19 protein-coding genes are annotated in these 26145 nt (G+C 56.8%); 9 read left to right on the top strand and 10 right to left on the bottom strand.

Features of this window, described 5'->3' with window-relative positions:
• The first annotated feature begins 172 nt into the window (after positions 1 to 172).
• Complete coding sequence (locus G536_RS0113785) at positions 173 to 3721, top strand: hybrid sensor histidine kinase/response regulator transcription factor (RefSeq protein WP_245575825.1); 3549 nt, start codon at positions 173 to 175, stop codon at positions 3719 to 3721.
• Between the two features lie 91 nt (positions 3722 to 3812).
• Here G536_RS0113785 and G536_RS30690 read toward each other — a convergent pair whose 3' ends face one another.
• Both G536_RS30690 and G536_RS27840 read right to left on the bottom strand, forming a co-directional pair.
• Complete coding sequence (locus G536_RS30690) at positions 3813 to 6437, bottom strand: T9SS type A sorting domain-containing protein (RefSeq protein ID WP_022824187.1); 2625 nt, start codon at positions 6435 to 6437, stop codon at positions 3813 to 3815.
• 694 nt (positions 6438 to 7131) lie between these two features.
• Positions 7132 to 7719 carry an RNA polymerase sigma-70 factor gene (locus tag G536_RS27840; RefSeq protein WP_022824186.1) on the bottom strand — a complete coding sequence of 196 codons (588 nt, stop codon included), beginning with the start codon at positions 7717 to 7719 and terminating at the stop codon, positions 7132 to 7134.
• Positions 7720 to 8243: 524 nt separating this feature from the next.
• Between G536_RS27840 and G536_RS0113770 the strand changes: the two genes are divergently transcribed.
• The 6 genes from G536_RS0113770 (at position 8244) to G536_RS27830 (ending at position 19298) form a co-directional block, all read left to right on the top strand.
• A complete protein-coding gene (locus G536_RS0113770) occupies positions 8244 to 9149 on the top strand; it encodes a FecR family protein (protein WP_022824185.1) in 906 nt (301 codons plus the stop codon).
• A gap of 26 nt (positions 9150 to 9175) precedes the next feature.
• Positions 9176 to 12475 (top strand): SusC/RagA family TonB-linked outer membrane protein, encoded by a 3300-nt coding sequence (locus G536_RS0113765; protein WP_084708618.1) that lies wholly within the window; start codon positions 9176 to 9178, stop codon positions 12473 to 12475.
• Between the two features lie 30 nt (positions 12476 to 12505).
• Positions 12506 to 14011 carry a RagB/SusD family nutrient uptake outer membrane protein gene (locus G536_RS0113760; protein WP_022824183.1) on the top strand — a complete coding sequence of 502 codons (1506 nt, stop codon included), beginning with the start codon at positions 12506 to 12508 and terminating at the stop codon, positions 14009 to 14011.
• Between the two features lie 175 nt (positions 14012 to 14186).
• Entirely contained in the window at positions 14187 to 17144 is a 2958-nt protein-coding gene (locus tag G536_RS27835) for a DUF6298 domain-containing protein (protein WP_022824182.1), read from the top strand.
• A gap of 49 nt (positions 17145 to 17193) precedes the next feature.
• A complete protein-coding gene (locus tag G536_RS0113750) occupies positions 17194 to 18186 on the top strand; it encodes an alpha/beta hydrolase (RefSeq protein ID WP_022824181.1) in 993 nt (330 codons plus the stop codon).
• Between the two features lie 164 nt (positions 18187 to 18350).
• On the top strand, positions 18351 to 19298 hold the full coding sequence (locus G536_RS27830; protein WP_022824180.1) for an alpha/beta fold hydrolase: 948 nt from the start codon (positions 18351 to 18353) through the stop codon (positions 19296 to 19298).
• Positions 19299 to 19399: 101 nt separating this feature from the next.
• Here the strand turns inward: G536_RS27830 and G536_RS0113740 are convergent, their stop codons facing one another.
• Positions 19400 to 20302, bottom strand: coding sequence for a dihydrodipicolinate synthase family protein (locus G536_RS0113740; protein WP_022824179.1), 903 nt, complete (start codon positions 20300 to 20302; stop codon positions 19400 to 19402).
• Between the two features lie 27 nt (positions 20303 to 20329).
• Positions 20330 to 20821, bottom strand: coding sequence for a cupin domain-containing protein (locus G536_RS0113735; protein ID WP_022824178.1), 492 nt, complete (start codon positions 20819 to 20821; stop codon positions 20330 to 20332).
• Between the two features lie 154 nt (positions 20822 to 20975).
• Between G536_RS0113735 and pdxR the strand changes: the two genes are divergently transcribed.
• A complete protein-coding gene (gene pdxR / locus G536_RS27825; protein WP_022824177.1) occupies positions 20976 to 22451 on the top strand; it encodes a MocR-like pyridoxine biosynthesis transcription factor PdxR in 1476 nt (491 codons plus the stop codon).
• Between the two features lie 59 nt (positions 22452 to 22510).
• On the opposite strand, the gene G536_RS0113725 is transcribed toward pdxR, so the two are convergent.
• From G536_RS0113725 to G536_RS0113700, 6 genes are all read right to left on the bottom strand, one after another.
• Positions 22511 to 23134, bottom strand: coding sequence for a MarR family winged helix-turn-helix transcriptional regulator (locus G536_RS0113725; protein ID WP_022824176.1), 624 nt, complete (start codon positions 23132 to 23134; stop codon positions 22511 to 22513).
• Positions 23124 to 23411, bottom strand: coding sequence for a hypothetical protein (locus G536_RS0113720; RefSeq protein ID WP_022824175.1), 288 nt, complete (start codon positions 23409 to 23411; stop codon positions 23124 to 23126). Before G536_RS0113720 ends, G536_RS0113725 begins: the two co-directional genes overlap by 11 nt.
• A 23-nt stretch (positions 23412 to 23434) precedes the next feature.
• A complete protein-coding gene (locus tag G536_RS0113715; protein ID WP_022824174.1) occupies positions 23435 to 23698 on the bottom strand; it encodes a DUF2024 family protein in 264 nt (87 codons plus the stop codon).
• 78 nt (positions 23699 to 23776) lie between these two features.
• Positions 23777 to 24358 (bottom strand): protoglobin domain-containing protein, encoded by a 582-nt coding sequence (locus G536_RS0113710; protein ID WP_022824173.1) that lies wholly within the window; start codon positions 24356 to 24358, stop codon positions 23777 to 23779.
• Positions 24359 to 24451: 93 nt separating this feature from the next.
• Positions 24452 to 24706 carry a hexameric tyrosine-coordinated heme protein gene (locus tag G536_RS0113705; protein WP_022824172.1) on the bottom strand — a complete coding sequence of 85 codons (255 nt, stop codon included), beginning with the start codon at positions 24704 to 24706 and terminating at the stop codon, positions 24452 to 24454.
• 10 nt (positions 24707 to 24716) lie between these two features.
• A complete protein-coding gene (locus G536_RS0113700) occupies positions 24717 to 25451 on the bottom strand; it encodes a hypothetical protein (RefSeq protein WP_026880164.1) in 735 nt (244 codons plus the stop codon).
• Positions 25452 to 25654: 203 nt separating this feature from the next.
• Between G536_RS0113700 and G536_RS0113695 the strand changes: the two genes are divergently transcribed.
• Positions 25655 to 26095, top strand: coding sequence for an RrF2 family transcriptional regulator (locus G536_RS0113695; protein WP_022824170.1), 441 nt, complete (start codon positions 25655 to 25657; stop codon positions 26093 to 26095).
• The last annotated feature ends 50 nt before the right edge of the window (positions 26096 to 26145 follow it).

Genomic DNA, 26145 nt, shown 5'->3' with positions numbered 1-26145 from the left:
ACCGGGCCAGCAAATTAGTAGGTACATCAAAGAGGTGGATAGTGATGCGCTTGGCAACCTCTGGATAGTAACCGCTAGCGAAGTCAGGCAGTTGAACCCAAAGACAGGCAGAAGCATTTCCGTACCCTTTGCCCCGACAGCCCGCCCGCCTCGGCCCATAGTACCGCAATGCATGTATGCCGATAGTCAGCACCGCATCTGGCTCGGCACGGAGAGTGGCTTGTATCGCTACAATTCAGCAACTCAGGTGCTAGAGCCGTTTGCGCCGGGCCAAGAGGGCCTTATCGGCGACACCATCAATACCATCACCCAAGACCTGAACGGCCGCTTGTGGGTAGGGACCACCAATGGCTTGAACCGGCTGAGCGCCGATGAGCGCCGCTTCGATACCTTCAAGTTCAGGTACGACGACCCGCACACGCTGGGCAGCAACTTTATTTTCACGCTGGCGGCGGGGCCCGACGGCACGCTGTGGGTGGGCACAGAAGGCGGACTCGATATTATTGACGTGAAATCGGGGCGGGCAACGCGCCATGTGCACGACAGCCGCGACCCGTATAGCCTGAACAGCAAATCCGTGCGCAGCATCTTAATTGACTCGCAAGGTATCCATTGGGTGGGAACGTATAAGGGCGGGGTAAGCAAATACGACCAGAACTTAACCTTGTTCAATGGCCGACGCAACAACGAGCTGGACCCTTTCGGGCTGAATGCGCCTCTGGTTACGTCGTTTGCGGAAAAGCGCAACGGCGACGTATTCGTGGGCACAGACGGCGGTGGCCTGAACGTATATCACGTGAAGACAGGCTTATTTAGCCACCTCGACCTCAAAAGCCAAAAACGTGTCAACCTGGCTGGGCTACCCATTCTGAGCCTGCTCCTTGATAGGCATGAGCAGTTGTGGATTGGCACCTTCGACCACGGGCTGTTCGTGCTCAACACCAAAACCGGTAGCTACCGACAGCTGCTGCAAGGTCCGGGAAAACAACAACTGAGTAGCAATCAAATCTGGATTCTGAAAGAAGACCGCGCCGGTAATGTCTGGATTGGCACGAACGGAGGCGGAGTGAATATGTACGACCCGCAAACCCGCGTAATCACCAGGTTTATAAACGCACCCAAAGATTCGCTCGACCGGCAACTGCCTACCAACAACTACATCCGCGGCATTGAGGAAGACCTGGCAGGTAATATCTGGATTGGCTCCAGTGGGGGCGGGGTTGGCGTGTATCACCCTGGTAGTCGGGACTTTACTACGTACAAAGCAAGCCAAACCGGATTCAACATCGACTACATCACCACTATTGCGAAAGACCATCGGGGCAATATGTGGCTCGGTACAAACGGCAACGGCTTGTATCGGTTTGATGCTCGCACAAGTAAGTTTTCCGTCTATTCGAGCCGTGAAAAGCTGCTGGACGGGTTTGTGCACAAGATTCTGGAAGACGATGCCGGCGCTATTTGGGTAAGCACCAACCGGGGAATCAGCCGGCTGGATGTTAAGCAAGGCCAATTCACAAACTACTCGCGGGAAAACGGCTTGCAGGACAAAGCCTTCCTCAACAATTCGGGCCTTAAAGCAACCAGCGGTACCTTATTCTTCGGCGGCATCGAAGGCTTCAACTACTTCTCGCCACTGCGTCTGAAAGTCAACCGGAATGTCCCCCAAGTGGTACTCACCGGCCTGCGGGTCGATAACGAGCCCGTTGTGGTGGGGAAACAGTCGCCCTTGCAGCAGCACATCACCGTGGCCAAGGAAATCCGTTTGAACTACAAGCAGAACTTCTCCCTGGCATATGCCGCCTTAAACTACACGCTGCCCCAGAAAAACCGCTACGCCTACAAACTGGTAGGCTTTGATAAGGATTGGAACTACGTAGGAACCACCACCAGCGCGTACTACACCAACCTGGACCCCGGCGAGTACGATTTCGTGGTGAAAGCCAGCAACAACGACGGTATCTGGAATACCACAGGCACCCACGTCAAGATTGTCATTCAGCCGCCATTCTGGAAAACCATCTACGCCTACGCCTTGTATGTGGGCCTGGTCGGCGCGGCTCTGCTTTATAGCCGCTACCGCGGAATCAGGAAGCTGAAACAGGAGTTCGAGCAGCAGCAGGAACGCGAAGAAGTGGAGCGGGTGCGTAAGCTTGACTTGCTGAAAATCAAGTTTCTAACCAACCTAAGCCACGAGCTTCGCACGCCTATATCCCTGATTCTGGCACCTACGGCCAAGCTGCTCGCCCAGCAGAAAGATCCGCAGAGCGCGGGGCAGCTACAGGTTATCCGGCGCAATGCCCACCGGCTCCTGCACCTGGTTAATCAGCTGCTGGACTCGCGGAAAATGGAGGAAAACGAGTTGCGTTTGAGTTTGTCGGCGGGGGAGCTTACCGGTTTTGTGCAGGAAGTTTCTTCCTCCTTTCAGGATCTGGCCGAAATCAAGAAAATCGAGCTGTCGTTGCACCTCACATCGGAGAAGCTATACGTGCGCTTCGACTATGATAAGGTAGAACGAATTCTGGTTAATCTGCTGTCCAACGCTTTCAAATTTACTCCCGAAGGCGGGCGGGTGCGTGTGGAACTCTTCGCTTCTGCCGCCACACCTAATGCTTCCCAAAAAACCATCTGCCTCCGGGTAGCGGATACCGGCAGTGGCATCGACGCCAGCCAGCAGGAATTGATTTTCGAGCGGTTCTTTCAGGGCCATGAGCTTTCTACGGTGCTTAACCAAAGCAACGGCATCGGCTTGTCTATTACCAAGGAGTTTGTGGAGCTACACGGCGGCTCTATTGCGGTGGAAAGTGAGCTGGGCAAAGGTGCCACATTTACGGTGCTGCTGCCGCTAGAGTCGGATGTGCCGCTTGCAGAAAACGGCAGCCCGGCCGTTGCCGAAACACTGGCCCCCGTGCCGGACCGCAAGAAGCCGCCCAAGCCGCCGAAAAAGCAAAAAGGTGAGGAATTGCCGCACCTGCTAATTGTGGAAGACGACGACGATTTCCGCTATTATCTGAAAGACAACCTGAAGGACCATTACAAAATTACCGATGTGCTTAATGGCAAGGATGGCTGGTATAAAGCTCTTTCGTGCCATCCCGACCTTATTGTGAGCGACATTACTATGCCCTATATGGATGGTATTGCACTCAGCCGGAAGCTAAAATCCGACAAGCGCACCAGCCATATTCCCATCATTCTGCTCACGGGGCTCACGCGCGAGGAAGAGCACCTCAAAGGCTTGGAATCCGGAGCCAACGACTATCTGTCCAAGCCCTTCAACTTCGATATTCTGCATGTCAGAATCAGGAATTTGCTGGAACTGAACCGCACGCTGAAAACCACCTATACCAAGCAGTTGCAAGTGGTGCCAAGCTCCGTGGAAATAGAGTCGAGTAGTGAGCGGTTTCTCAACAATGTAGTGCTCTACATTGAAAAAAACCTTAAGAACACAAACTTCTCGGTGGAAGAGCTAAGTGAGCATTTTGGTATGAGCCGGGGCTCGATGTACAACAAGATACTGGAGTTGACAGGCATGCCGCCAGTGGAGTTCATCCGCTCGTTCAAGCTAGACCGGGCGGCGGTGCTCTTGCAGGAAAGTGACTTAACTATTTCGGAAGTGGCCTATCAGGCAGGTTTTGCCACACCGCACTACTTCACAAAATCGTTCAAGGCCAAGTTCAACATCCTGCCTTCCGATTATCGCAAAGGCAAGAAGCAGTGAGGCAGCCACCTCGGTTATTATATAATAAAAGCAGCCCCAGCCTAGTATCAGGCTGGGGCTGCTTTTTTACAGGCAGTATATATTTCGCCGTTTACTTGGTAATGATAAGCCGGGTGGTAACGGCCGTGCCGGGTGCGAGTAGCTGGCAGGTGTACACGCCTGCTACTAGCTTGTGGCTGTCGAGAGTGGCCTGATACTGTCCGCCAGCCATAACTGGCCCGTCGTAGAGGGTAGCTACCAAGCGGCCCAATGAGTTGTATACCCGTACCTGCGCTTTACCGGCAGCGGCGGTCCGGAAGTTCAGCGTGGCCTGGTCGGTGGCGGGGTTCGGATAGGCCTGCAACTCGGCAGCTTGGGCGCTGCCTGCATAGCTATTGTTCAGGCTACGCGCTGCGGGGCAGCTGGCATCGCCGTTTACCATTACGGTCACGGTTTGGGTGGCCACGTTGCCCGCATTATCGCGCACAGTAATGGTTACCGGGTTGGGACCGATGTTGGCGCAGGTGAACGTCCGCGGGCTGATGCTCATGGAAGCAATGCCGCAGTTGTCGGTGCTGCCATAGTCCACGTCGTTGACCTCAATGGTGCGCGTGCCGTTATTCAATGTTACGGCAAAACCAGCTGCCATAATCGTTGGCGCCGTGTTGTCTACTACTATTACCGTCACGGTCTGGGTAGCCACATTGCCCGCGTTGTCGCGCACAGTAATGGTTACTTGGTTTGGGCCGATGTTGGCACAGGTGAAGCGGGTTTTGTCGAGGGTCATGGAGGCAATACCGCAGTTGTCGGTGCTGCCATAGTCCACGTCGGCGGCCTCAATGGTGCGCGTGCCATTGGCTTCCAGCCCGACGATAAAGCCGGCGGCCAGAATAGTAGGGGCCTGCGTGTCGGCGTCGCTGCCAACGGTGTAAGTGCTGGTCGTGCTACAGTTGCTGTTAGGTGCCGTTACCGTTACGGTGTACACGCCGGGCACTACGCCCACCAAATCTTCTGTCGTGGCCGTGAAGTTATTCGGCCCGGTCCAGCTGTAGGTATACGTGGCCGTGCCGCCGCCCTGCGCCGTCAGGTTGATAATGCCGTTGTTACCCAGGCACGTAAGCGCATTGGTAATCCGGGCGGTGGTACTCACGTTGCAAGGCAGTATGGTATTGCGCACGTAGTCTTTCAACCACACCAGCGCCGGCCGCTCAGCCCCGTTGGAGTACGCTAGGTATGCTTCTGCATCAGCCCCTGGCAGCCAGCCGAAGTGCGATACGCCTTTCACGGCTGGGTGCTCCCAGAAAATAGGGAAAACCCGCTGGTACTCCGAGAGTTGAACGTCTTCTTCTACGCCATTGATGTCGAGCTCTGTAATGTAGAGCGGCAACCCGGTAGCTGCTAGCACGTCTAGGCTGCTTCTGAGGACCGCCGACGAGGTAGGCCGGGTAGAAAACGAGTGCCCCTGAATACCAATGGCATCAATGAGTTGCCGCTGTTGCAGCAGCGTAATGATGTTACGGTAGCTAGTGGCATTGGCCACCGAGTTTTCCACGCTGTAGTCGTTGAGCATGAGCCGGGTATTGGGGAAATACTCCCGGGCCAGCTTAAACGAGTTGATTACCCAATCCCAGCCGGTTGCGCCGTTGCCGCCCAAGGCGTTAACGTAGTTGCCACCGCCGTTGCCGGGAGTTCCGGGCGGGTCGTGCAGCGGTTCGTTCACCACTTCCAGCATATCGATATCCGGGTAGCGCTGGGCTACGGCCGCAAACCATTCTTTGATTTCTTCCAGTTGCTCGGCTGGCGGCAAGGTTTCAATCCAGGTTGGCTGTTGGTTGCCCCAAATCAGTACATGAAAGCGAAATGGAAACCCATTATCCTTTGCCAACCGATAGGCTGCATCCAAATTGGTCCAGTTGAATACGTCGCGAGTGCCTTCCACGGAGCCCCACTTGCCCGCGTTGCTCGGCACCACCATGTTCCAGTAGTTCGTGAAGTTGGTCAGCTGCGCCGGACTCCAGATGCCCCCGAAATACTTGGACTTACCAGTTGCCAACGGTGGCCCGGTGGGGGTGTAGGGTGGGGGCGGCGGCGGTGTGATACCCGCTTGCCCTAAGTTTAAGTTCTCGACGGTAAACGTGGTGTTTGAAGTACCGAAAGCAAGCTGATCGATATCAAGGCCGTCTTCACGAGCCCCAATTTGGATGGTCTGCGTAAGAGCATTGGCATTTACTGTAAACCGGATGGGTGATTCGCTGCCGCTGTTCACCAGGTTAAGCCGCGAGATATTAATCCACTTCCAGACTCCCGTTGTTGCCGTTCCTGCCCCGGTTACTATGTCAGTCGGCGCAGTAAAACCCGCCACGCCGAGGCCATTGACCGTAATCCAGTCGTTGTCGTTGGTGGGTGATTTCGTGCCGAAGCCGTTGCCGTAATAGAAACTGTCATCGTTGGCACCGGCGGGTCCCACCCGTACCCGAGCGTAGAGGCTATAGGAGCCCGCCGCCGGAAACGTAACCGAGTAAGTGATAATCCGCCCTGGTGTACCCGGATTTTGCGAATTAATGGTGCTGGTTGGCGTAACAGAAACGTAGCGCACGCCCGCATCGTCGAGCACGTTCCAATCGGCACCCACGGTGCCCGATTCGGCTTGTTGCGGAATAGGAAGGTCTTGAGCATGCAGTGCGAAGCTGCACAGCCCTAACCCAATTCCTAATAAAATGGGTCTACAGTTTTTCATAGGCTTACAAGTGGGTTTTAAAGAATGGAGTGGAAAGGAAAACGATTGCGCAAAAGATGATTGCTGAAACTGTTACTATCCAGCCTAGGACTGCCGGCAAAGTGACAGGTGTAATTCGCTTGAAGAGGTAGGAGTAAAGCTGTCATCCGCACTGTTTGGCATCCTGTGGCCGTGCTTTCAACTGGCAGTAGAACTGTCGCTACAGGCAAATCTACCACCGGTTGAAAGCGCCTAGCGCAGTCAAGTAATAAGAGTGCTGGAAGGATGCCGCCAAGTGGTGGCAGTGGCCCAAAGGTATTGGGTTGTGAAGCGCAGAAATGCGCATATTGTTACAATAGATGTCGTGCTATTTGCCTTGTAAAGCAGTCACGAAACAGCCTCAAAAAGGCAATACAGCCCCTAATACAATACATTTGTTGTATTAAAGCGTACATATATTGGATTTATTGCAGGGCTTGCAGTAGCAGTAATCGGCTGTATAAAGTAAGCAGAGCAATTCGCCCGAGAAATGTTTCAAAAACACTTCTTCGGGCAACTTAGAAAAAGTAGGATGGACTATTGAGTAGCAATAATGCAACCGTTGCGCAGATGCGCATGCCGGTACCGATATTCTTGGCGCCGTACGAACTAGCAGTTCGACTACAATAGCAGGAGCTTAGCTCTGGAGTAGTATTTTGCAGCTACTGCCTGCGGATTAATTTACGGCTGCCAGCAGAAATAGCAGACTCAACGTAATTCCGTGTGCCCGAAAATACACGCGTAGAAACTTCAGTGCAAGGCGCATATGTTCTTCCACCGCTTTTACCGAGACGCCTAACTCTGCGGCAATGGTGGCATACGAAAGGCCCTGCTGCCGGCTCATCAGAAACACCTGCCGGCGCTTGGGTGGAAGCTGTTCCAAAGCAACCTTGTATAAGTGCTCCAACTCCTCGTACTCCAGTTCGGTGCTTTGCGGCTCTAGTTCGGTGAGCGTGCTTTCCGTGCATTCTTGATACACCCAGTAATGCTGCCGCCGCAACTGGTTTAGAATAGTGCGGTACGCCGATGTGTATAAGTAGCCTTTGGCCGCGGTTAAATCATTGCCTAGCTCTCGGCGCTGTTCCCAGAATTTAAGAAAGCATTCCTGCACCACTTCTTCGGCCTCTGCCTGTGATTTCAGTTGGCTCATGGCCAACCGCAGTAAGCCAGCGGCATGTTGCTTGAAAAGCGTCTTGAAAAACAGGTATTCCTCACCCGAACGAGCGGAAAACGCCTCCTCCGAAAACTCTCTTGTAATTTCCAAGATGCTGCAGGTATTGAGAAAACAATGTTTCGCTAAACCTACAGAAATACAGGAATAATAACTAAGCGCCTAATAATTAATATTTTGATATGACAGTCAACGTTAGTCAAGGCTGTTTGCACTACTGACCTAGCAGTGAGTATCCACACACACACTCAAGTGCAATGAAGTTAAATTGAGCGTGCCAGCGCATACTCGCAACGTATCGTTCATCAAACAAAACGAGAATATGCGTTTTCATGCAACTGCTTCTTTGATTGATGTAATTTATTGTAATTCAATTGGTTGTAATGATTCAGTCGCTTGCATGAAAAATAATTACAGGAAAAGTGAATACTCGACCTAGGGTAGCGCTCAGGTGAGGTGTTGTATAGAGTAGGGAGCTTATTCCACTACCTATGCTTATGCCGGTTGATTTTGAGGCTTACTTACGGTACTCAAGGGGAGAATCTTCTCCGGAAGAAGCACGCGCGGTACGCCAATGGCTTGCTCAGCCAGCCAACAGCCTGCTGGCACAACACTGGATGAGCCGGTTTGCTGAAATGCTGGACCAAGAGGACGCCCTGCCTGTTGCAACACCCTCTATCCAACGGTTGGAGAGCCGGCTGTTTCACCAGCTGGGATTTGAGATAGAGGAGCCTACTGCTCCTGAGCTGCCGGAACCGGAAAGCATAGTGCGGCCTTTGTGGTATCGGTGGGCCGCTGCGGCAGCCATATTGGTAATGATAGCCGGTGGCGGCTGGCTATGGCAGCACCAGGAGGGGCAAGCATCGTCGGCTATCGGTGGGTATTACGCCACTGCCTACGGCGAAACGAGTACCGTGTACCTGCCCGATGGATCGGAGGTGAAGCTGAACAGCCATTCCACGCTGCGCTACGCCAACAATCTGCTGGACGGCAAAGCCCGCGAAGTATGGCTCGATGGCGAAGGCTACTTCTCCATCAAGCACTTGCCCGACAACCGGCGCTTTATTGTGCACACTACGGCGGGCCTGAACGTGGAAGTGCTGGGTACCAAGTTCACCGTGTTTCGGCGGCGGGCGCAAGCGCGGGTGGTGTTGCTTTCGGGCAAGGTGCGCGTGGACTTTGCCGATAGTAGCAAGCGCAAACCCGTTATTTTGAAACCTGGTGAGCTATTGGAAACGCGCGACGCTCAACCGAAAGTGGTGCACAAAGCTGTACGGGTAGATACGTACGCGGCCTGGAAAGACGACAAGCTCGTCTTCGATGAAACTCCGGTGGCTGAGGTGGCTACCCGGCTCAGTGATACTTACGGCGTGAAAATCATTGTGGCGACGCCTGCCCTCAACCAGCGCACCGTCACGGGTACGTTCCCCGCCGGGGAGTTGAATACAATCCTGCAAGTCTTGGAGAAAAGCTTCAAGCTAACAGTAGAGCGGCAACAGAATCAGATAGTTCTTTCCGAATAGTTTTCCCAAAATTCCCAACGCTTCTTATGAAACCAAATCCTACCCACGCCACGGGCGGAAGGAGGACGCGCGCCGCTTCGTTGACGGTTTGTGCCCTCTGTTTATACGCCGCAAACTCTTCTGCCTTAGCGCAATATGCCTCCAACCAGCAGGTGTCAACTGGCGCAGCGCAGCCAGCTTTAGTACCCCTGAAAAAGGTGCTTGCCCAATGGGAAAAACAGCATGGCAGCACCATTGGCTACGCCAGCGACTTGGTGCGCGACAAGCGCGTATCGCTGCAACTTGGGCAAGGTAGCTTGGAAGAGAACTTGGCAACGGTGCTGGCCCAGGTGAACTTGCGGTTCGAGAAGCTGAGCGCCAACCGCTACGTAGTTGTACCGGCCGCTACGGTTTCGCGTGTTCCTAATGCAAACGATTACGGCATCCAGGATGTCACGGTTACCGGCCGCGTGGTTGATGCCAAAGGGGAAGGGCTGCCCGGCGTTACGGTGGTGGTAAAAGGCACTACCCTAGGTGCCAGCAGCGCGCCAGACGGAAGCTTTACGCTCAACGTGCCTGCGAATAGTACTCTGGTATTCAGCTTCGTGGGTTTTGTGCGCAAGGAAGTGCCGGTAACGGGCGCAGCCAGCAACCTAACCGTCAACATGGTGGAGGATGCTAAGTCCTTGGACGAGGTAGTAGTAGTGGGCTACGGCACCCAGAAGAAAAGCGACCTTACCGGCTCGGTTAGCTCGGTTTCTTCGGAAGATTTCAACGTGGGTCCGCAGCTTAGCCCGCAGCAGCTGATTCAGGGCAAGATGGCGGGCGTGAACATCTCCCAGAACAGCGGCAAGCCCGGTGGGTCCAACACGGTCCGCATCAGAGGAGGTACTTCGCTTACAGGCTCCAACGATCCGCTGTACGTTATTGACGGCGTACCAATTTCCACGACCAGCGGCGTCAGCCAAGCCAACATTCGTGGCAACGGCACCGACGTTTTCGACCAGGAGCCCACCAACCCGTTGATGACGCTGAACCCGAACGACATCGAATCGGTGACGGTGCTGAAAGATGCTTCGGCTACGGCCATCTACGGCTCCCGGGGCGCCAATGGCGTGATTGTGATTACCACCAAGAAAGGCCGCGCCGGCAAAGCGCAGGTAACGTACAACGTAATGGCGGGCGTTTCTAAAGTGGCCAACACGCTGGATGTGCTTTCCGCCGACCAGTACCGTGCGGTAGTGAATGAGTTGGGCCTGACGCTGGATGATAAGGGCGAAAGCACCAACTGGCAGGACAAAATCTACCGGACCGCGAAAAGCCAAGACCACAGCCTTTCCCTGACGGGCGGCACCGACAAAACGCTGTACCGGGCATCGTTGGGCTACGGCGACCAGCAGGGCGTAATGCTGGGCTCCAACCTAACCAGAGCCAATGCCTCCATCAACGTCAACCACGCGGCGCTGAACGACAAGCTGAAGTTTGACTTGGTGGTGAACTACGGCCAAACCAAATCATCGGCGGCGCCGGTGTCCAACACGGTGGGCAGCGAAGCAGGTACCAGCATGAACTACGAGGCGCTGGTTTTCAACCCAACCTATCCGGTGTACGATGCCAACGGAGCCTACAACCACGTAGGGCCTTTCCGGGTCAACCCGGTTTCCTTTTCCACCGACATAACCGACGAAAGAACCGCGCAACGGCTACTGGGCAACCTTTCCACCACTTACAAAATCCTCGACCCGCTGAGCATCAACGTGAGTTTGGGGTACACCCGGCAGGAAGTTGACCGCAATTCCTTTATCCAGAAATCCAGCCCGCTCGGCGAAGGTCTTGGCGGCTACGCCAGCACCCAAAAGCTTTCCGACTACAGCAAGCTGCTGGAAACGGTGCTGCGGTTCAATAAAACCTTCGGCCGCCACGCCTTCGATGCCATTGCGGGGTATTCTTACCAGTATTTCCTGGGGGAAGGTGGCCGTACCACGGCTTCTGGTTTCCTGTCCGATTCTTTTAAATGGTACAGCCTGCAAGCGGCCAGCACCGTGGGCGGCGTCAGCAGCTTCCAAGAAAGTAACACGCTGATTTCCATGTACAGCCGAGTGAACTACGACTTCAACGGCCGTTTCCTGGTTACCGGCACCATCCGGCGCGACGGTTCCAGTCGGTTTGGGTCGGGCAATAAGTGGGGCTTGTTCCCCTCTGGCTCGGTGGCCTGGCGGATTTCGCAAGAGAAGTTCTACCCCACCAACCCAGTGTCGGACCTGAAAGTGCGGGCCAGCTATGGCGTAACCGGCAACCAGGAAATAGGCAACCTAAATTCGCTTACAACGCTGGGCGCCAGCAACCGCGGCTATTTGGTGGGCGGCCAGCGGGTTACCATTGTGCTGCCCCAGCAGTACGCCAACCCCGACTTGAAATGGGAGCAAACTGCTCAGGTGGACGTGGGGCTGGATTTCGGCTTGTTTGATAACCGCATCCACGGCACCTTCGACTATTACCGCAAGGAAACCACCGACCTGCTGCTGCGCATTGCCGTGCCTTCCCCTTCGGTGGTAACCACCCAGTTGGCCAACGTGGGAAGCGTGGAGAACAAGGGCATTGAGCTGGAACTGGGCGCCAACATCATCAGCAAAGGCGACTTCGACTGGAGTGCCGACGTGAACTTCAGCCGCAACCGGAACAAGGTGCTCAGCCTCTCCAACAACCTCTACAAAGGCGACAATATTCAAATAGCGCCGTTGCAGGGTGCCGGCCTGTCGGGGATATATGCGCAGCTGATTACGCCTGGCGAGCCGCTGGGTACTTTCTACGGCCGCAAGTTCATTGGGGTGGAAAACGGGGTAGAGCAGTTCGAGCCCGGCAACCAGGTTATTGGCAGTGCCCAGCCGAATTTCACCTACGGTGTCAGCAACTCCTTCCAGTACAAAGCCTTTAGTTTGTCTTTCAACATCAGAGGCTCCGTGGGGAATGATGTGTTCAACCTGACGGCCAACAACCTGGCGTACGAAAGCAACCTGCCCGGCCGCAACATCTTGGCCTCTGCACTGAACGACGGCATCGGCCGGGAGCAGCCCAAGCAGTATTCGTCGCGCTGGATTGAGGATGGCTCTTTCGCCCGCCTCGACAACATCACCTTGGGCTACACTTTCAACGTGAAGAATTCGCCGCTGTCCAACGCCCGTATCTTCCTGACCGGCCAGAACCTGTTCTTAATCACCAACTATTCGGGCCTCGACCCCGAGGTAAACGCCGAGGTGTCGGGTACCGGGGTGGCGCCGCTAGGGATAGACTACCTGAGTTACCCCCGGGCCAAGACGGTGAGCTTGGGTGCCAGCGTGTCTTTCTAATTGCAGTAAATCCCCTTTCGACTTAAGCAGATGAAACATATCATCACAAAAATACTGGTAGGTGCCGCCGTGGTGTTGGCGGGCTGTACCAACCTGGACGAAGAGCAATTCGGTAGCCTCTCCCCAACAACGTACTACAAGACCGAAGAAGAGGCCTTGTCGTCGGTGGTGGGCGTGTACCAGCAACTGTCTTACGTAGTAGACATTGGCGACCCATTCCGGATTGCTGAATTCGGTACCGACGAATTTCTGGTGCCCGGCCGGGCTAGCGGTGGCTGGTTCGACCAAAACAACATCGATATCATGTTGCACCAGGTGAAGCCTGATAACGCAACCACCGGCCGCGCCTGGGGCTTTATCTTCCAGGAAATAGGCACCGCCAATGCCGTAATTGAAAGCCTGGAAAGCTCCCCCAACAAGGCGAATTTTCCGGGTGTAATTGCCGAAGCGAGGGCACTGCGGGCCTACGGCTATTTCTACGCCATGGACTTCTGGGGCAACGTGCCCATTTTCACGCAAGCCCGGGTCGACCCCAAAAACCTGCCTACCAACAACAGCCGGGCCGAGGTATTTGCCTTCGTGGAAAAGGAGATGCTTGCGGCTCTGAATGACTTGCCCTCGGCCAACAACGTATCCGCTGCCTACTACCCCCGGCTCACCAAAGAAGCTGTGTACACGGCCCTAGCCACCTTGTACCTAAATGCCGAAGTGTACACCGGTTCTCCGAAGCGGACGGAAGCCCTGGCCATGTGTGACAATGTTATCAACTCGCGGGCTTACTCCTTGGAAGCCAACGTGGTGGATAACTTCAAAGCTACCAATGAGGTGAATTCCAACGAGATTATCTTCTCGTTTTCTGTGAACCCAGCCCGCAATGCCGGGGCCAACCAGTTTATGCTGTACGCCCAGCCCGCCCTGGACAAGCAGCGCTACAACCTGCCTTTCACACCGGCCAATGGCTACAGCACCTACCAGGAAGCCCTGGACCGGTACGAAACCGCCGACCGTCGCCGCAACCTGTTGCAGTTCGGTCCGCAAACCTACGCCAACGGCCAGCCGCTGGTAGACAGCCGCGGCGTGCAGTTGAACCTGGTGCCCGTGCGCGACTACATCAGCGCCCAGGACAACGAAGGCTACCGGGTACTGAAATACGTACCCGAAGGCGTCAGCTGGTCGGGCTACAATGCCGACAACGACTTGGTGTTGCTGCGCTACTCCGACATTCTGCTCATGAAGGCTGAATTGCTATTCCGCAACGGCAACGCCGCCGCTGCTCTGCCTTTGGTAAACCAGATAAGAACCCGCAGCAACGCTTCCCAACTTACCGCCCTCACCCTGAAAAACATTGAGGATGAGCGGGCTCGGGAGTTTATCTGGGAAGGCCAGCGGCGGCGCGACATGATTCGGTTCGGAACGTATTTCACTGGCACCTGGACCTTCAAAACCACCCAGACGCCCACGTGGCGGGGCATCTACCCTATTCCGGCCGAGCAGCTTACTGCCAACCCCAACCTAAAGCAGAATCCGAATTATTAATAGAGCAACGCAAGGCGAAGAATAGGGAGCGGCAGCGCGTCCTGTTCTTCGCCTTTTGCTTTTGCAGCTTGCTACACCGCCGAATTAGCAATGTGGCCTGGAGTAAGAGTTACTGAATTGAGAAGGACGCATGAGAAGTAATTTCTGGCTGGTCTGTTGTAGCGCTGTTTTCTGTTTGCTCGCCCCCGAAGTCTTTGCGCAAAAAGGTCCTGGGTTCGACTCGCTGGCTGCCCGAATTGATTTCTCGTACGTCGGGTACCAGGGGCGTAATGCAGTGCCGCCCAAAGTGGCGGCAGTAATCCGGGTAAAGCCCAGCGGAAAAGATGACACCCAGTTGCTTCAGGCCGCCATTGACTACGTAGGCGCGCTGCCGCTGCAAAAGGACGGGTTCAGAGGGGCAATTCAGCTGCTGGAAGGGCGCTACCTGGTGGCGGGGCAGTTAAACCTTGCTAAAGCTGGCGTGGTGCTAAGAGGCACAAGCCAAACGAAAACCGTTGTAGTGGCTACTGGCAACAGCCGCCGGGCGCTGCTTACGATAAGGGGAGAAGAGGCCGCTGCACTGTCTGAAGCGCGGCAAGTGCGAAACACGGTGCCTACCGGCGGGCGGGTGCTGACCCTAGACCAGACAACGGGTTTGCAGGTAGGAGACCATATTCTCATTGTGCGGCCCAGCACCAGCACCTGGATTGCCGACCTAGGGATGAACAAAGCCGAAGGCATGTTCACAGCCGTGCGGGGCCTGCGCTGGCCCACCGGTTCGCGCGACCTTACTTGGCGTCGCCAAATCACGCAGGTTGACCCGCAAACCAACCAGTTTACTCTTGATGCTCCCCTTACCACGGCCCTCGAAGCCCAATACGGCGGTGGTACCGTCCAAAAGGCGAACACCCAAAACCTAGCTCAGTCCATTGGGCTGGAAGGTTTTACTATTGAAAGCAGCTTCAAAAAAGCCAATCCGTTGGATGAGGAGCACGCCTGGATTGGTATCCAGATAGACCATGCGCAGGACGTGTGGGTGCGCGATATTACCGCCCGGCACTTTGTAAGCTCTGCCGTTAGGGTAGGGGCCCAAGCCCGCCGCGTAAGCATTTTGCGCTGCCGGAGTGAGCAGCCCGTTTCGGAAGTAGGGGGTTACCGCCGCATGAGCTTTCTGGTGGAAGGCCAGCAGGTAGTAGTAAGCAACTGCACCGCCGAGTCCGGGCTCAACGATTTTGCCATCGGGTTCTGTGCCGGCGGGCCGAATGTGTTTTTGAAATGCAAAGCCACCAACGCCCTCGGGGCCAGTGGCTCCTTCGAAAGTTGGGCCTCCGGAGTGCTATACGAAAACGTGACGGTAGACAAAGCTGGTCTGCGCCTGACCTACGACATGGACCGCGCCCAGGCGGGCGGCTGGACGGCGGCTAATTCCCTCATCTGGAATTGCAAAGCTAAGGGTGCGGAAGCCCAAGGTCCCATTCGCTATCCGAACCAAGTAGTAACGGCTCCTTATTCCTTGTACCAAACGCAGCTGGAAAGCCGATTAGGAAAGCACCGGTTGCCCGCGGAGAAGACTTCGGACTTATATAAGCCGGCATCTAAGGCTCTCCGAGAGTTTACTCTGCAAAATAGTAGTGCCGCCACCGTCAGCCCTAGCGTGCATCCTCTTCAGTTCGTGAACGGGCGTTTTGTGATAGACGGCCAAGCGGTGTGGAGCGGCACTACTGGCGACCAATTCTGGCGGGGACAAACTTTTCCGGGCGGCGAATTAAACTCAGGCGTCAGCCTGACGCGCTACGTGCCGGGCAAAGATGGCCCTGGCCTAACGGAGATTTTGCCACACCTCGCCAAAACCCTGCGTCAGCAAGACAACCGCTTCTACCAGAGCCTCACCGGCCTGTGGTACGACCGTCGCCGCGACGACCACGCCGTGCTGGCCCGCCCCGATGGCAACGTGTGGGCGCCCTTCTACGAAATGCCCTGGGCCCGCAGCGGCCAAGGCAAAGCCTGGGACGGCCTCAGCAAGTTCGACCTGACCACCTACAATCCCTGGTTTTTCAAACGGGTCAAAGAGTTTGCCTACTTGTGCGATGAAAACGGACTGGTGCTGTATTATAGCCTCTACGACACCCATAACCTGCTGGAATACGTGACGCATTGGGTGGATTATCCGTGGCGGCCCACCAACAACATCAACCAAACGAAATTGCCCGAGCCACTCCCGGCCAAGCCGTGGGCGCGGCTTCACCTCGGCAACGAGTTCTATGACCCCAGCAATGCTTCGTTGCGAAACCTGCACCGGGCCTACATTTTCCATACGCTGGATGAACTGGGAGGTAGCCAGAATATTATCTTCAACCTAGGGTTTCAGTTCAGCGGCCCGTTGGCTTTTCAGCGGTTTTTCCTGCAGACTATTGCCGAGTGGGAAAGCAAAAACAACCGCAACGTGCGGGTCGTGCTGAACACCACCAAGGACATTACCGATGCCATCCTGGCCGATGCCGACCTAGCCAAACAGGTCGACGTCATTGATACCCGCTACTGGCAATACCGCCCCGACGGACTGTTTTCTAACGGGGATGCGCTGTGGGCGCCGCCGAGCGGGCAAAACAGTTCGTTCCGGGAAATGGTAAGTGAAGCCTTCCTGCAAGCCAGCGACTATCCTTTGCCCACTACGCAGGAGCTGATGTACCGCCAAGTGCGGGAGTACACCAACCGATTCCGCGATAAAGCCGTGGTGTCCATTGCCAATGATATCAGCCCCATTCCGAGTTTGATGGCCGGGGGCGCGCAGGTTATCATGGGCAGCGCTAAGGACAGGGGCAACGGGCACCTTACTTTCGCATCCTTCGTGCAGCAACACCTAGCATCTAGGTTGATGCACCTGAAGCCCGACAATTCTTTCCTGAAGGACAGCACCCAAACTTGGTGCCTCACGGAACCAAGCCGTTCAACGGTGCTGCTTTACTCGCTTTCCGGCGCCGAAATAACGTTTTCTCAGCCATTTTCAAACGCCACCTACACCGGCACCTGGTACGATCCGCTCACGGAAAGCATGCTGCCGGCCGCCCCCATTAGAAGGCTGCAAGCCGGCTATTCCATCAAAAAGCCTACCTCCCGGAATTGGCTGCTGCTATTAAGCTCCGTACCCGAGTAGGCAAGCCGCTCGCCTGAAATGCCATTGGTTCTATTATTTTTCGTTGTCTATGCACGCTCCAAATTTCTTGTTCCGGCTAGCCGGGTTGCTGCTAGGCCAAGCGCTGCTGGCAGGTTCGGCGCTGGCTCAGCAGCAGCCGGCTCCGCGTGATACGTCGTTCACCACGTACAGCGCATTCCGCTACATCCAGAAAACGTACCCCGCCGCCCGTGTTGCCCGGCCCCCAGTGCCGGCCAGCATCCAGACGAAAACCAACGTTACGTACTGTACCCTAGGTAGCCGGGCGCTGCAACTCGATATTTTCTACCCCAAAGCCAAGCGGAAGGCAGGCTACCCGGCGGTACTTTTCATTCATGGGGGCGGCTGGCGTTCCGGCGACCGGTCGCAACACGTGCCCATGGCCCAGCAACTAGCCGCCAAGGGCTACGTGACCGTCACGGCCGAGTATCGGCTCAGCACCGAGGCCCTGTACCCAGCCGCTGTGCACGACCTGAAAGCGGCTATTCGCTGGCTGCGCGCCAACGCCAAGCAGTACCCTATTGATACCACCAAAATTGCCGTGTGGGGTTTCTCGGCGGGTGGGCAGCTGGCGGCGCTGGTCGGTACTACCAACGGCGATACGCAGATGGAAGGCAGCGCGTGTAACACTACCCATTCCAGCAGCGTGCAGGCCATCGTAGACGTAGACGGGGTGCTGGCCTTTATTCACCCCGATTCGCGCGAGGGCGACGACAGCAAAAGCCTCTCAGCAGGCACCCAATGGTTTGGGGCCTCTACCGCGAAAAACCCGGAACTATGGCAGCAAGCTTCCAGCCTCAACCACGTCACGGCCCAAACCCCGCCTATTATGTTCGTCAACAGCTCAGTTGATTGGATGCACGCCGGTCGGGAAGACATGATTCAAAAGCTCGATACCTATCATATCTACCATGAAGTGCACCCGCTTCCCAACACCCCGCATACTTTCCCTTTGTTTACGCCGTGGTTCGAGACAACGCTAAACTACACTGCGGCCTTTTTAAATAAGGTTTTCAAGCGGTAGTGAAGGCATATGGTTCGGTTGAACGAGTCGTCAGAACGATATAGAGACACATAGTTGCGTTCGGGCCGGCGCGCTCGACAAGATGCAACTATGCGTCTCTACGTCAGTTTCGCGGGCTTAACTAACTTAAACAGTATCCAAGAAGTCGACTCATCAGTGAATTTATGTCCTCAACTTCGCGCCTGAAATTCCAACTGCTTTTCCTTGCCTGCATGATGCTAGGATTGCTACCTAGCTTGGCCTGCGCCCAAGGGCCGGTAGCGCAGCCCAAAAATCCCGTCCGCCAGCTATTGAATAAGAAGGGCAAAATAGCTATTGCCGGTGCGCAGCTGTATTACGAGGAAACGGGCCGCGGCACCCCAGTCGTGCTGCTACACGGCCATTCCTTCGACCGGCGCATGTGGGACCCACAAGTGGCGGAGTTGGCGCGGTACTACCGGGTCATTCGCTACGATATGCGCGGCTACGGCCTTTCGTCGCTGCCGGTGGAAGGCCAGCAATTCCTGCACGCCAACGACCTGTACCAACTGCTCCAGGCCCTGCATATTCCCAAAGCTCACTTGGTGGGAGTCTCGCTCGGCGGCTTTGTGGCAGTAGACTTGATGGCTCTGCATCCCGAAAGCGTGCTGTCGGTGGTGTCGTGCAGCGGCAGCATCTACCCGAGGCCCGGTCCCGAAGAACCCATCACTGAAGCCGAAATTGCACGCCGCCGCACCGAAATTGCGCAGTTACAAGCGCGCGGTACTTTCGCCTTCAAAACTCAATGGCTGAAGTCTTTACTGAAATCAAGCGGGCCGGATTCCGTGCGGTCGGCGCCGTTGCTGCGCCAGATGGTGCAAGACTGGTCGATGTGGCAGCCGCTGCATGTCGAGCCCCGCGTGTTGCTCGGTCACTCGCTTGTGCCCCGGCTCCGAGCCCACCCGGTGCAAGTGCCGCTGCTGCTACTGGCCGGTGCGCGTGAATCAGCCGCTCGCCAAAAGGACAACGAAACGCTGCAACAACTCGTGCCCGGAGCGCAAGTGGCCGTAGTGCCCAACGCGGGCCATGTTGCCAACCTCGACAATCCGGTGGCCTTTACGCAGGCTGTTTTGCAGTTTTTGGCTACTCTATGAGGGTTGCAAATCATGCGCTACCTATCTGAAAGCCAACGCGTGAACCCATATGGTCTCTCGCAGTACCGAATCGGTAGTATATCCATCAATAACAAGGTTTGCTAATTAACACTAGCCGGAAGCTGCACCCGGTCGAGGATGCGGTGCAATTCCTGCTGTTCAGCGCCAGTCAAGGGCAGTAGCGGCGCGCGTAGCTCACCAGCTTCCTGGCCTAGCAGCTGCAAACCAGCTTTGATGGCGCGGGGCAGCCCTTTAGCCACAATGAATTGTAGTAGCTCAAACTGCTGGTAGAATAGCTGACGCGCTTCGGCTAGGTTCTGGCGCTGCACGGCTTCGTACAGCCCTATGTTTAGCTCTGGAATGAGGTTGGGAGCGGCGGTGCACCAGCCAGTAGCACCAGCCGCGAAAGCAGCCAAGGCCAGTGGGTTGGAGCCGTTGTAGAAGGCCACCTCTTCGCCCAGCAGCTGGCGCAGGGCCTGCATGCGCTGCACGTCGCCACTACTTTCCTTTATCATGGTCACGTTCGGGATTTCCAGCAGGCGCTTGAGCAGCGTGGGCGACATGTCAAGGCCACCCGTGGCGGGGTTATTGTAGGCCATAATGGGCACTGATATAGCAGTAGCTACCCGGTCGTAATGCCGGAAAATCTCGTCATCGGTGAGCTTCCAATAGCTCATCGGGATAACCATCACCGCCGCCGCGCCGGCCTGCTCGGCAAAGCGGGCGTGGCGCACCACGCCGGCCGTGGTGAGGTGCGATACTCCTACTAGCACCGGCACGCGGCCGGCTACTTGCTGCAAAGTCGTCTCGGTTACAGCTTCGCGCTCCTCGTCGGTGAGGTAGGGCAGCACGCCGGTGCTGCCGAGCGGGGCAATGCCATGCGAGCCGCTGGCCACAAGGCGCTCCACGAGGTGGCGGTAGGTGGGTAGGTCCACCGCGTTGTCGGCGGTAAAGGGGGTGATGGGGTAGGCAATGATGCCGTGAAAAGGGACGTTCGGATTCATCGAAGAAATCGGTTTAAGAACAGTGATTTACAGGTCACGGCCGCGCTCTTCGCGCAATGCTACCCCCAGATTTTGCAGCAAGGGTGCGTTTTCGCAGGCGATGTAGCGGGCACCGGTCGTTGTGCTACGGTTGCCGTGGTTGTGCCAGGCCCAGATAGGGATGTAGATGGCGTCGCCGGCCTTCCACTCCACCAAGCGGTCCTCAATCTGGGTGTAGCCCTCGCCTTCGATGACATAAATCACCGTTTCGTAGGTGTGGCGGTGCTGGTTGGTGACCTGGCCGGGTAGCAGCCCACCGATGGTCATGCTCAGAGCCACCGTGGGCAAATCAACGAAGAAGACGGGGTGCTTGCGCTCGGTCGAAAACTGGTCGTGGGCGCCGGCTTGCTCCACATTAGGGTGGTGCAGCTTTTCGGGCATCCGGACTTCGGGCCGGGCGTAGGTGCGGTGAAAATCGGCAGACTGGAACTTGTCTTGGGTTGCGGCCTCAACCGAGTTGTCAAGGGCAGTGTTGTTCATGAAAAAGAGGGGTAGAAAAAATGAAACCATGCGGCGCCGGCAACAACCTGTTTTGTATTCCGGGTTAGGGTAGATACCTGCGTTCGACTCTACAAAAATGTGCGTAGCTTGGCCCCCTCTATTCATCCAGTTTTCACAAACAAACGGGTCCAGTATGTTGCGCGCCTGGGATACCAACTTTCACCCAACCTTCGCGGCGGGCCGCGCCGTGTACTTGCAAATCAGCGAGCTAATTGCCGCCGAAATTCGCCGCGGCCGCCTCCAGCCTGGTACTGCCCTGCCCGGCACGCGGGAGCTAGCCAAGCAGCTGGGCGTGAATCGGAAGACAGCGGTGCTGGCTTATGAGGAGCTGCTGGCCCAAGGCTGGCTGGAGTCGCAGACTACCCGCGGCACCTTCGTATCGAGCCGGCTGCCCGAGACCAGCCCAACGGCCTTCGCGCCCGCTGCCAACGGCCCGGCAGCAGCCCCCGGCTTCCAGTGGCAAGACCCATTTGAGTTAGAGCAGCTGCCCACAGTGATACCCGGCGCCCTGGTGTTCAACGACGGCACGCCCGATGCCCGACTCGCGCCCGTAGCCACGCTGGCCAGCGCATACCGCCGCGTGATGCAGGGCCGCGGCCGCCGCAACCAGCTGGGCTACGACAGCCCCCTGGGCAGCCTACCCCTGCGCGAAGCCTTGTCGCGCATGCTCAACCAAGACCGGGGCCTAAGCACCACCCCGGCCAGCATCTGCCTGACGCGCGGCACCCAAATGGCCCTGTACCTGACCGCTCGCCTACTCATCCAGCCCGGCGACGTGGTGGCCGTGGAAAACCCCGGCTACCCGCCCGCCTGGCAAACCTTTCGGCTGCTAGGGGCCGAGCTGGCCCCGGTAGGAGTCGATGCCGAAGGCTTGTGCGTAGACGAGCTGGAAATGCTATGCCAGCGCCAAACTGTGCGGGCCCTGTACCTGACGCCGCATCACCAGTTCCCAACCACCGTGACGCTGAAGGCAGCGCGGCGGGTGCAATTGCTAGCGCTGGCTGCCCGCTATGGCGTGGCTATTATCGAAGACGACTACGACCACGACTTTCATTTCCACTACCAGCCCATGCTGCCGCTGGCCTCAGCCGACCCGCACGGCGTGGTTATCTACATCAGCTCGCTTTCCAAGCTGATTGCGCCGGCCCTGCGTATCGGCTACGTCACCGGCCCGGCGGCCTTCATCACGGCCTTGGGTCGGCTACGGGCGCTGATAGACCGCCAAGGTGACACCGTGCTAGAGCAGGCCGTGGCCGATCTGATTGAGGAAGGTGAAATCAAGCGGCACACCCGCCGCGCCCACGCCGAGTACCACACCCGCCGCGACGCACTAGCGGAGGCCCTGCGCCGGCTGCCGGGCAACTACGTGGATTTCGTGCTGCCCGCTGGCGGTATGGCCCTGTGGGTGAATTTTCGGGAAGACATAGACCTAGAGCGCGTTACCGAAGAGCTGGCGCGCCGTAAAGTGGTGATTACGCCCGGTAGCCGCTACTACTTGTCTGGGCCGGCCGCTAACGCCGTACGCATGGGCTACGCCGCCCTCACGCCCACTGAACTGGCCCACGGCGTAGAGCAGCTAGGGGCCGTGCTACGTCAGCGCGGAAGCTGACAGCCAGGCCAGCAGCAAGAAAGCCACGGCGCAGAAAGCGTAAATGCAAAAATGCCGCGCTACCAAAGCGCGGCGTCGTGCTCCGGGCAATCAATGCGGAGTTCGTGGCTTTCGAGCGGGATATTGAGCAGGTGGCAGAAGTGCTGACCGGGCCGCCGCCCGTAGTGGCGGCACGAAAAGCACATGCGCTGCACCGGAATGGTACCGGCCTGCTGCAACTGGTGCAGCATCGTCAGCAAGCTCAAATACAAGCTCAGCTTTTGGCGGGGGGGTAGGGCAGCTACAGGCGGGGTAAGTGGCGCGGCAAAGCGGCTGCTCTGGTCGGCTAGCTGCTCGCCGGCGGGGGTAAGCTGGAGCGAATGGCTTCGCAAATCGGCCGGGTCGGTGTGGCGGCTGACCAGCGCTTTTTGAGCCAGGGCTTTCACCGCATCACTGATGGTGGCGCGGCTCACCCGGTACTCGCGGGCTAGGTTGCTCACCGTGCCCTGGCTTGGCGCGTGAAAGCGCAGAAACACCACCACTTGCAATTGCAACGGGCTCAGGCCGCTATGGGTAGCTTCCTGCCAAAGCAAGTGGCGAAACACGCCGCTCAGCCGTTCGAGCGAGGCCACAATCTTGTGGTCGAGGTCTGGCGGATGGTTTTGCCGGTGGGGGTCGAACGGGCTGGCGGAATCAGCAGTCACAGGTGAAATCGTGGTAGTGGCTAAAAGGCGGCGCAAAGGTGCCGTTCACGTTCACCACCCGGTCGAGCCGAATACGCTCGCCGGTGTCGATAACCAGGTATTCGGCGAGGCCCACCGCGTCCCGCTCGCTAACCAGGTTTTTGAGCAGGCCGGTAACGGTGGTGAACTCCCAAAGGTCGGTGAAGTATTGCAAGTGGGTGTATGTGCGCAACGTAATAGTGGCTTCCAGTAAATCGTGAAAGCCGCAATCAATAGGTTTATAAGCAGTTAAGGCCATGGCGGGGAAGGCAAAAGGGGTGCCTACTGGCACCCCTGCATTTCAATGATGTAGTACCCTTGGGCTCTAATAGCGTCCACCACTTCCTGGGTGGGCTCCTCGATGTGGCAAAACCGGCATTCCTTGGCCGCCAAAGGTTGGCTTTCCTGGCCTTTCGTGGCCAGGTATTGGCGACCAAATTGGTAGACCTGCTCCTTGCTGGTTACCTCATCCGATACTAGAATGTCAAAGTGCATAACCGAACCGTCTTTCTTCGAGACGTAGGTGTCATAAACGGCAACTTCCATAAGTGTAAGAAATTGAGGGTTAAGTGTTTTACTGAAATTGATCTTGTTCTGCTTCGGCCAACGTAGCAGTACGCGGTACTAGAATTGTCCTTCCTTGACGTAGGGGTAGGTCCAGAGCGTGGCCGTGAGCGTGACGGCCTTAAACCAGGCCGCGTGCATGGCTTCTACTTCAGCCTCAGGGTGACCGCCGCGCTGCAAAAACGGCTTGATGGTAGCCGTGAGCGGCACGATGAACGCCGTGAGGTAGCGCAGATGAATGAGCGGCTCGGCCGTGGCCCCGTCGGTCGTGTTCTTCTTGGCGCTGGTGTGCCGTAGGCCGATTTCGTGCTGATAATCAAGCCACGCTTGGTCATAGGGCTTAGTGCAGATATCCAAAATCCACTGCCCGAAGCGGGCCCGAACGCGGGCTAGGTAGTCGCCATCGGGCTGCCCGTGCAGCGAGAAATAGCGCAGCAAGTGCGGGTGCGCTCCCACAAAGCCGTACCACACGTCGAGGATAGCATCGGTTTGGGGCGCTAGTACCGGCCCGGCCTGCGCCAGGGCGGCCACGTCAGCGGCCGAGAAAAGGACCGTTTGCTTGAGTAATTCTAGGTCCGCTAAGGTAACTGGGGAGCGGCTGACCTGCCCGTAGGCGTAGCCAGGAATCGGGGAATTTTCCATGGGGTTGGAGAAGTGAAAAGTAGTTGCGTGAGGGCAAAGCGGTGGCTGGCCAGGCAGAAAATCTGGCTAAGATTGTTTCCGAAAGAGAGGAGTTTAGCGGACTTCGGGGTGGTCGCGCCAGTAATTATTGGCGGCGGCGATGGTCGCAAATTCGGCGGCCACCGTCTGGCCGATGCTGATGAGCATCATCGGGTTATCGGCGTAGATGGCGCGCTGCTGACGGCGCTTTTCGTCGTCGGGCTGCGTGAGCTTGATGACCAAGCGGGCGAGCTTAACGGCAAGCTGGCGGCCTTCTTCCGGGGTAGCCGTGCGCAGGCTGTTGCCGGGTACGAGTTGCAAGTCGGACATGACGCGGAGGTTAGTTAGTGGCGGCCACCGAGTAAGGCAGCGATAGATTACCCGATAGCACCCCGTACACCTGGTATACGCCAAGCATGGGCCGCTTTTTATCGGAGGCGTTGACTTCCATGTAGCAGGTCACGAGGTCGAATTTGAAGTTCCGCCGGCGGTTGATGCGGTCGAGCGGCACCACCACGCGGCCGGTGTTGCCTTGCATCGTGACGGTGAAGCCGGGCGAATCCATGTACATGTGCATGCCGGGCGCGCTGGTGGGCGGCAGCTTGGGCGCGGCGCCCATATGGTCAAATTCCTTCACTGAGAAGCCGCCTGCCACGCGGCTGTCCTTGATGAGCACCACCCAGTGGGCGTGCCACACCAAGCCATCGTTGGTGTAGTTGCCGTCGCCATTCTCGTCCCACAGCGGGGTGTCCTCAAAGTCGGGGTGCGAGGTCAGGGCCATAGCTACGATGCCGTCGGTAGCGCCCATGCCGATGTCGGTGGACTTAAGCGTGGTGGGGAAGACATAGCCGAGCACCGGCGCACCGTCGGTTTTGCCGGCGGGCTTGGGCTGGGTTTTGCCAGCGCTGCCGGCCACCTGGAACTCAAATACCAAGGTTTCTAGCTCGGGCAAATACTTGATGGCTGCCTTCTTCGGGGTGTAGTCGGCATTCTGGTATGCCGCGCCTGAAGACTGCGCGACACTGCTGCCAGTCAGGGCGCTAAGCATCGCTAGAGTAAGCAAGGGCTTTTTCATGTGGGACATAAGTTGTAGTTGGAGAACGGGACAAAAGTAGTTGGCACTCCTAACCAGTTAATCACATTTTAGCACTGGACCAGGCAGCATATAAATACTGGCCCGATAGCCCGGAAAGGACTTGTGAGTCACCAAAAAAATATACAGGATAAATTTGTCCGGTATTAATTTGTGCCCTAGCTTTGCCATCAAAACCACCAGGTATGTTCTCCAAGGCGTGTGAGTATGGGATTCGGGCCGCTATTTACATCGGGCAGCAGTCGGCTGGTGGCCGCCGCGTGGGCCTGAAGGACATTGCCGCCGAAATCGACTCACCCGAAGCCTTCACAGCCAAGATATTGCAGCAGCTGGTGCGCGCGCAGCTGCTAACCTCCGTGAAGGGCCCCACCGGCGGCTTCGAGCTGACGCCTGAGCAGCTGCGCACCGTCACGCTTCGCCAGCTGGTGGTGGCCATCGATGGGGGCGCCATGCTGCAAGGGTGCGCCCTAGGCCTGCCGCAGTGCTCAGCCCAGCAGCCCTGCCCCATGCACTATCAGTTTTTGCCTATCCGCGACCAACTCAACGAGCTGTTGCGCACGCACACCATCGGCGAGTTGGCGAGCAAGGTGCAAGAGGGCTTAGGCTTTTTAAAGCAATTCAGCTAGTCCCCTTTTTTTGCTTAAATACCGGACAATTTTATCCTTTAATTTCTTTC

This window comes from Hymenobacter norwichensis DSM 15439 (genome assembly GCF_000420705.1).
Lineage (GTDB): Bacteria > Bacteroidota > Bacteroidia > Cytophagales > Hymenobacteraceae > Hymenobacter > Hymenobacter norwichensis.
This window is presented reverse-complemented; position numbering and strand designations above follow the sequence as displayed.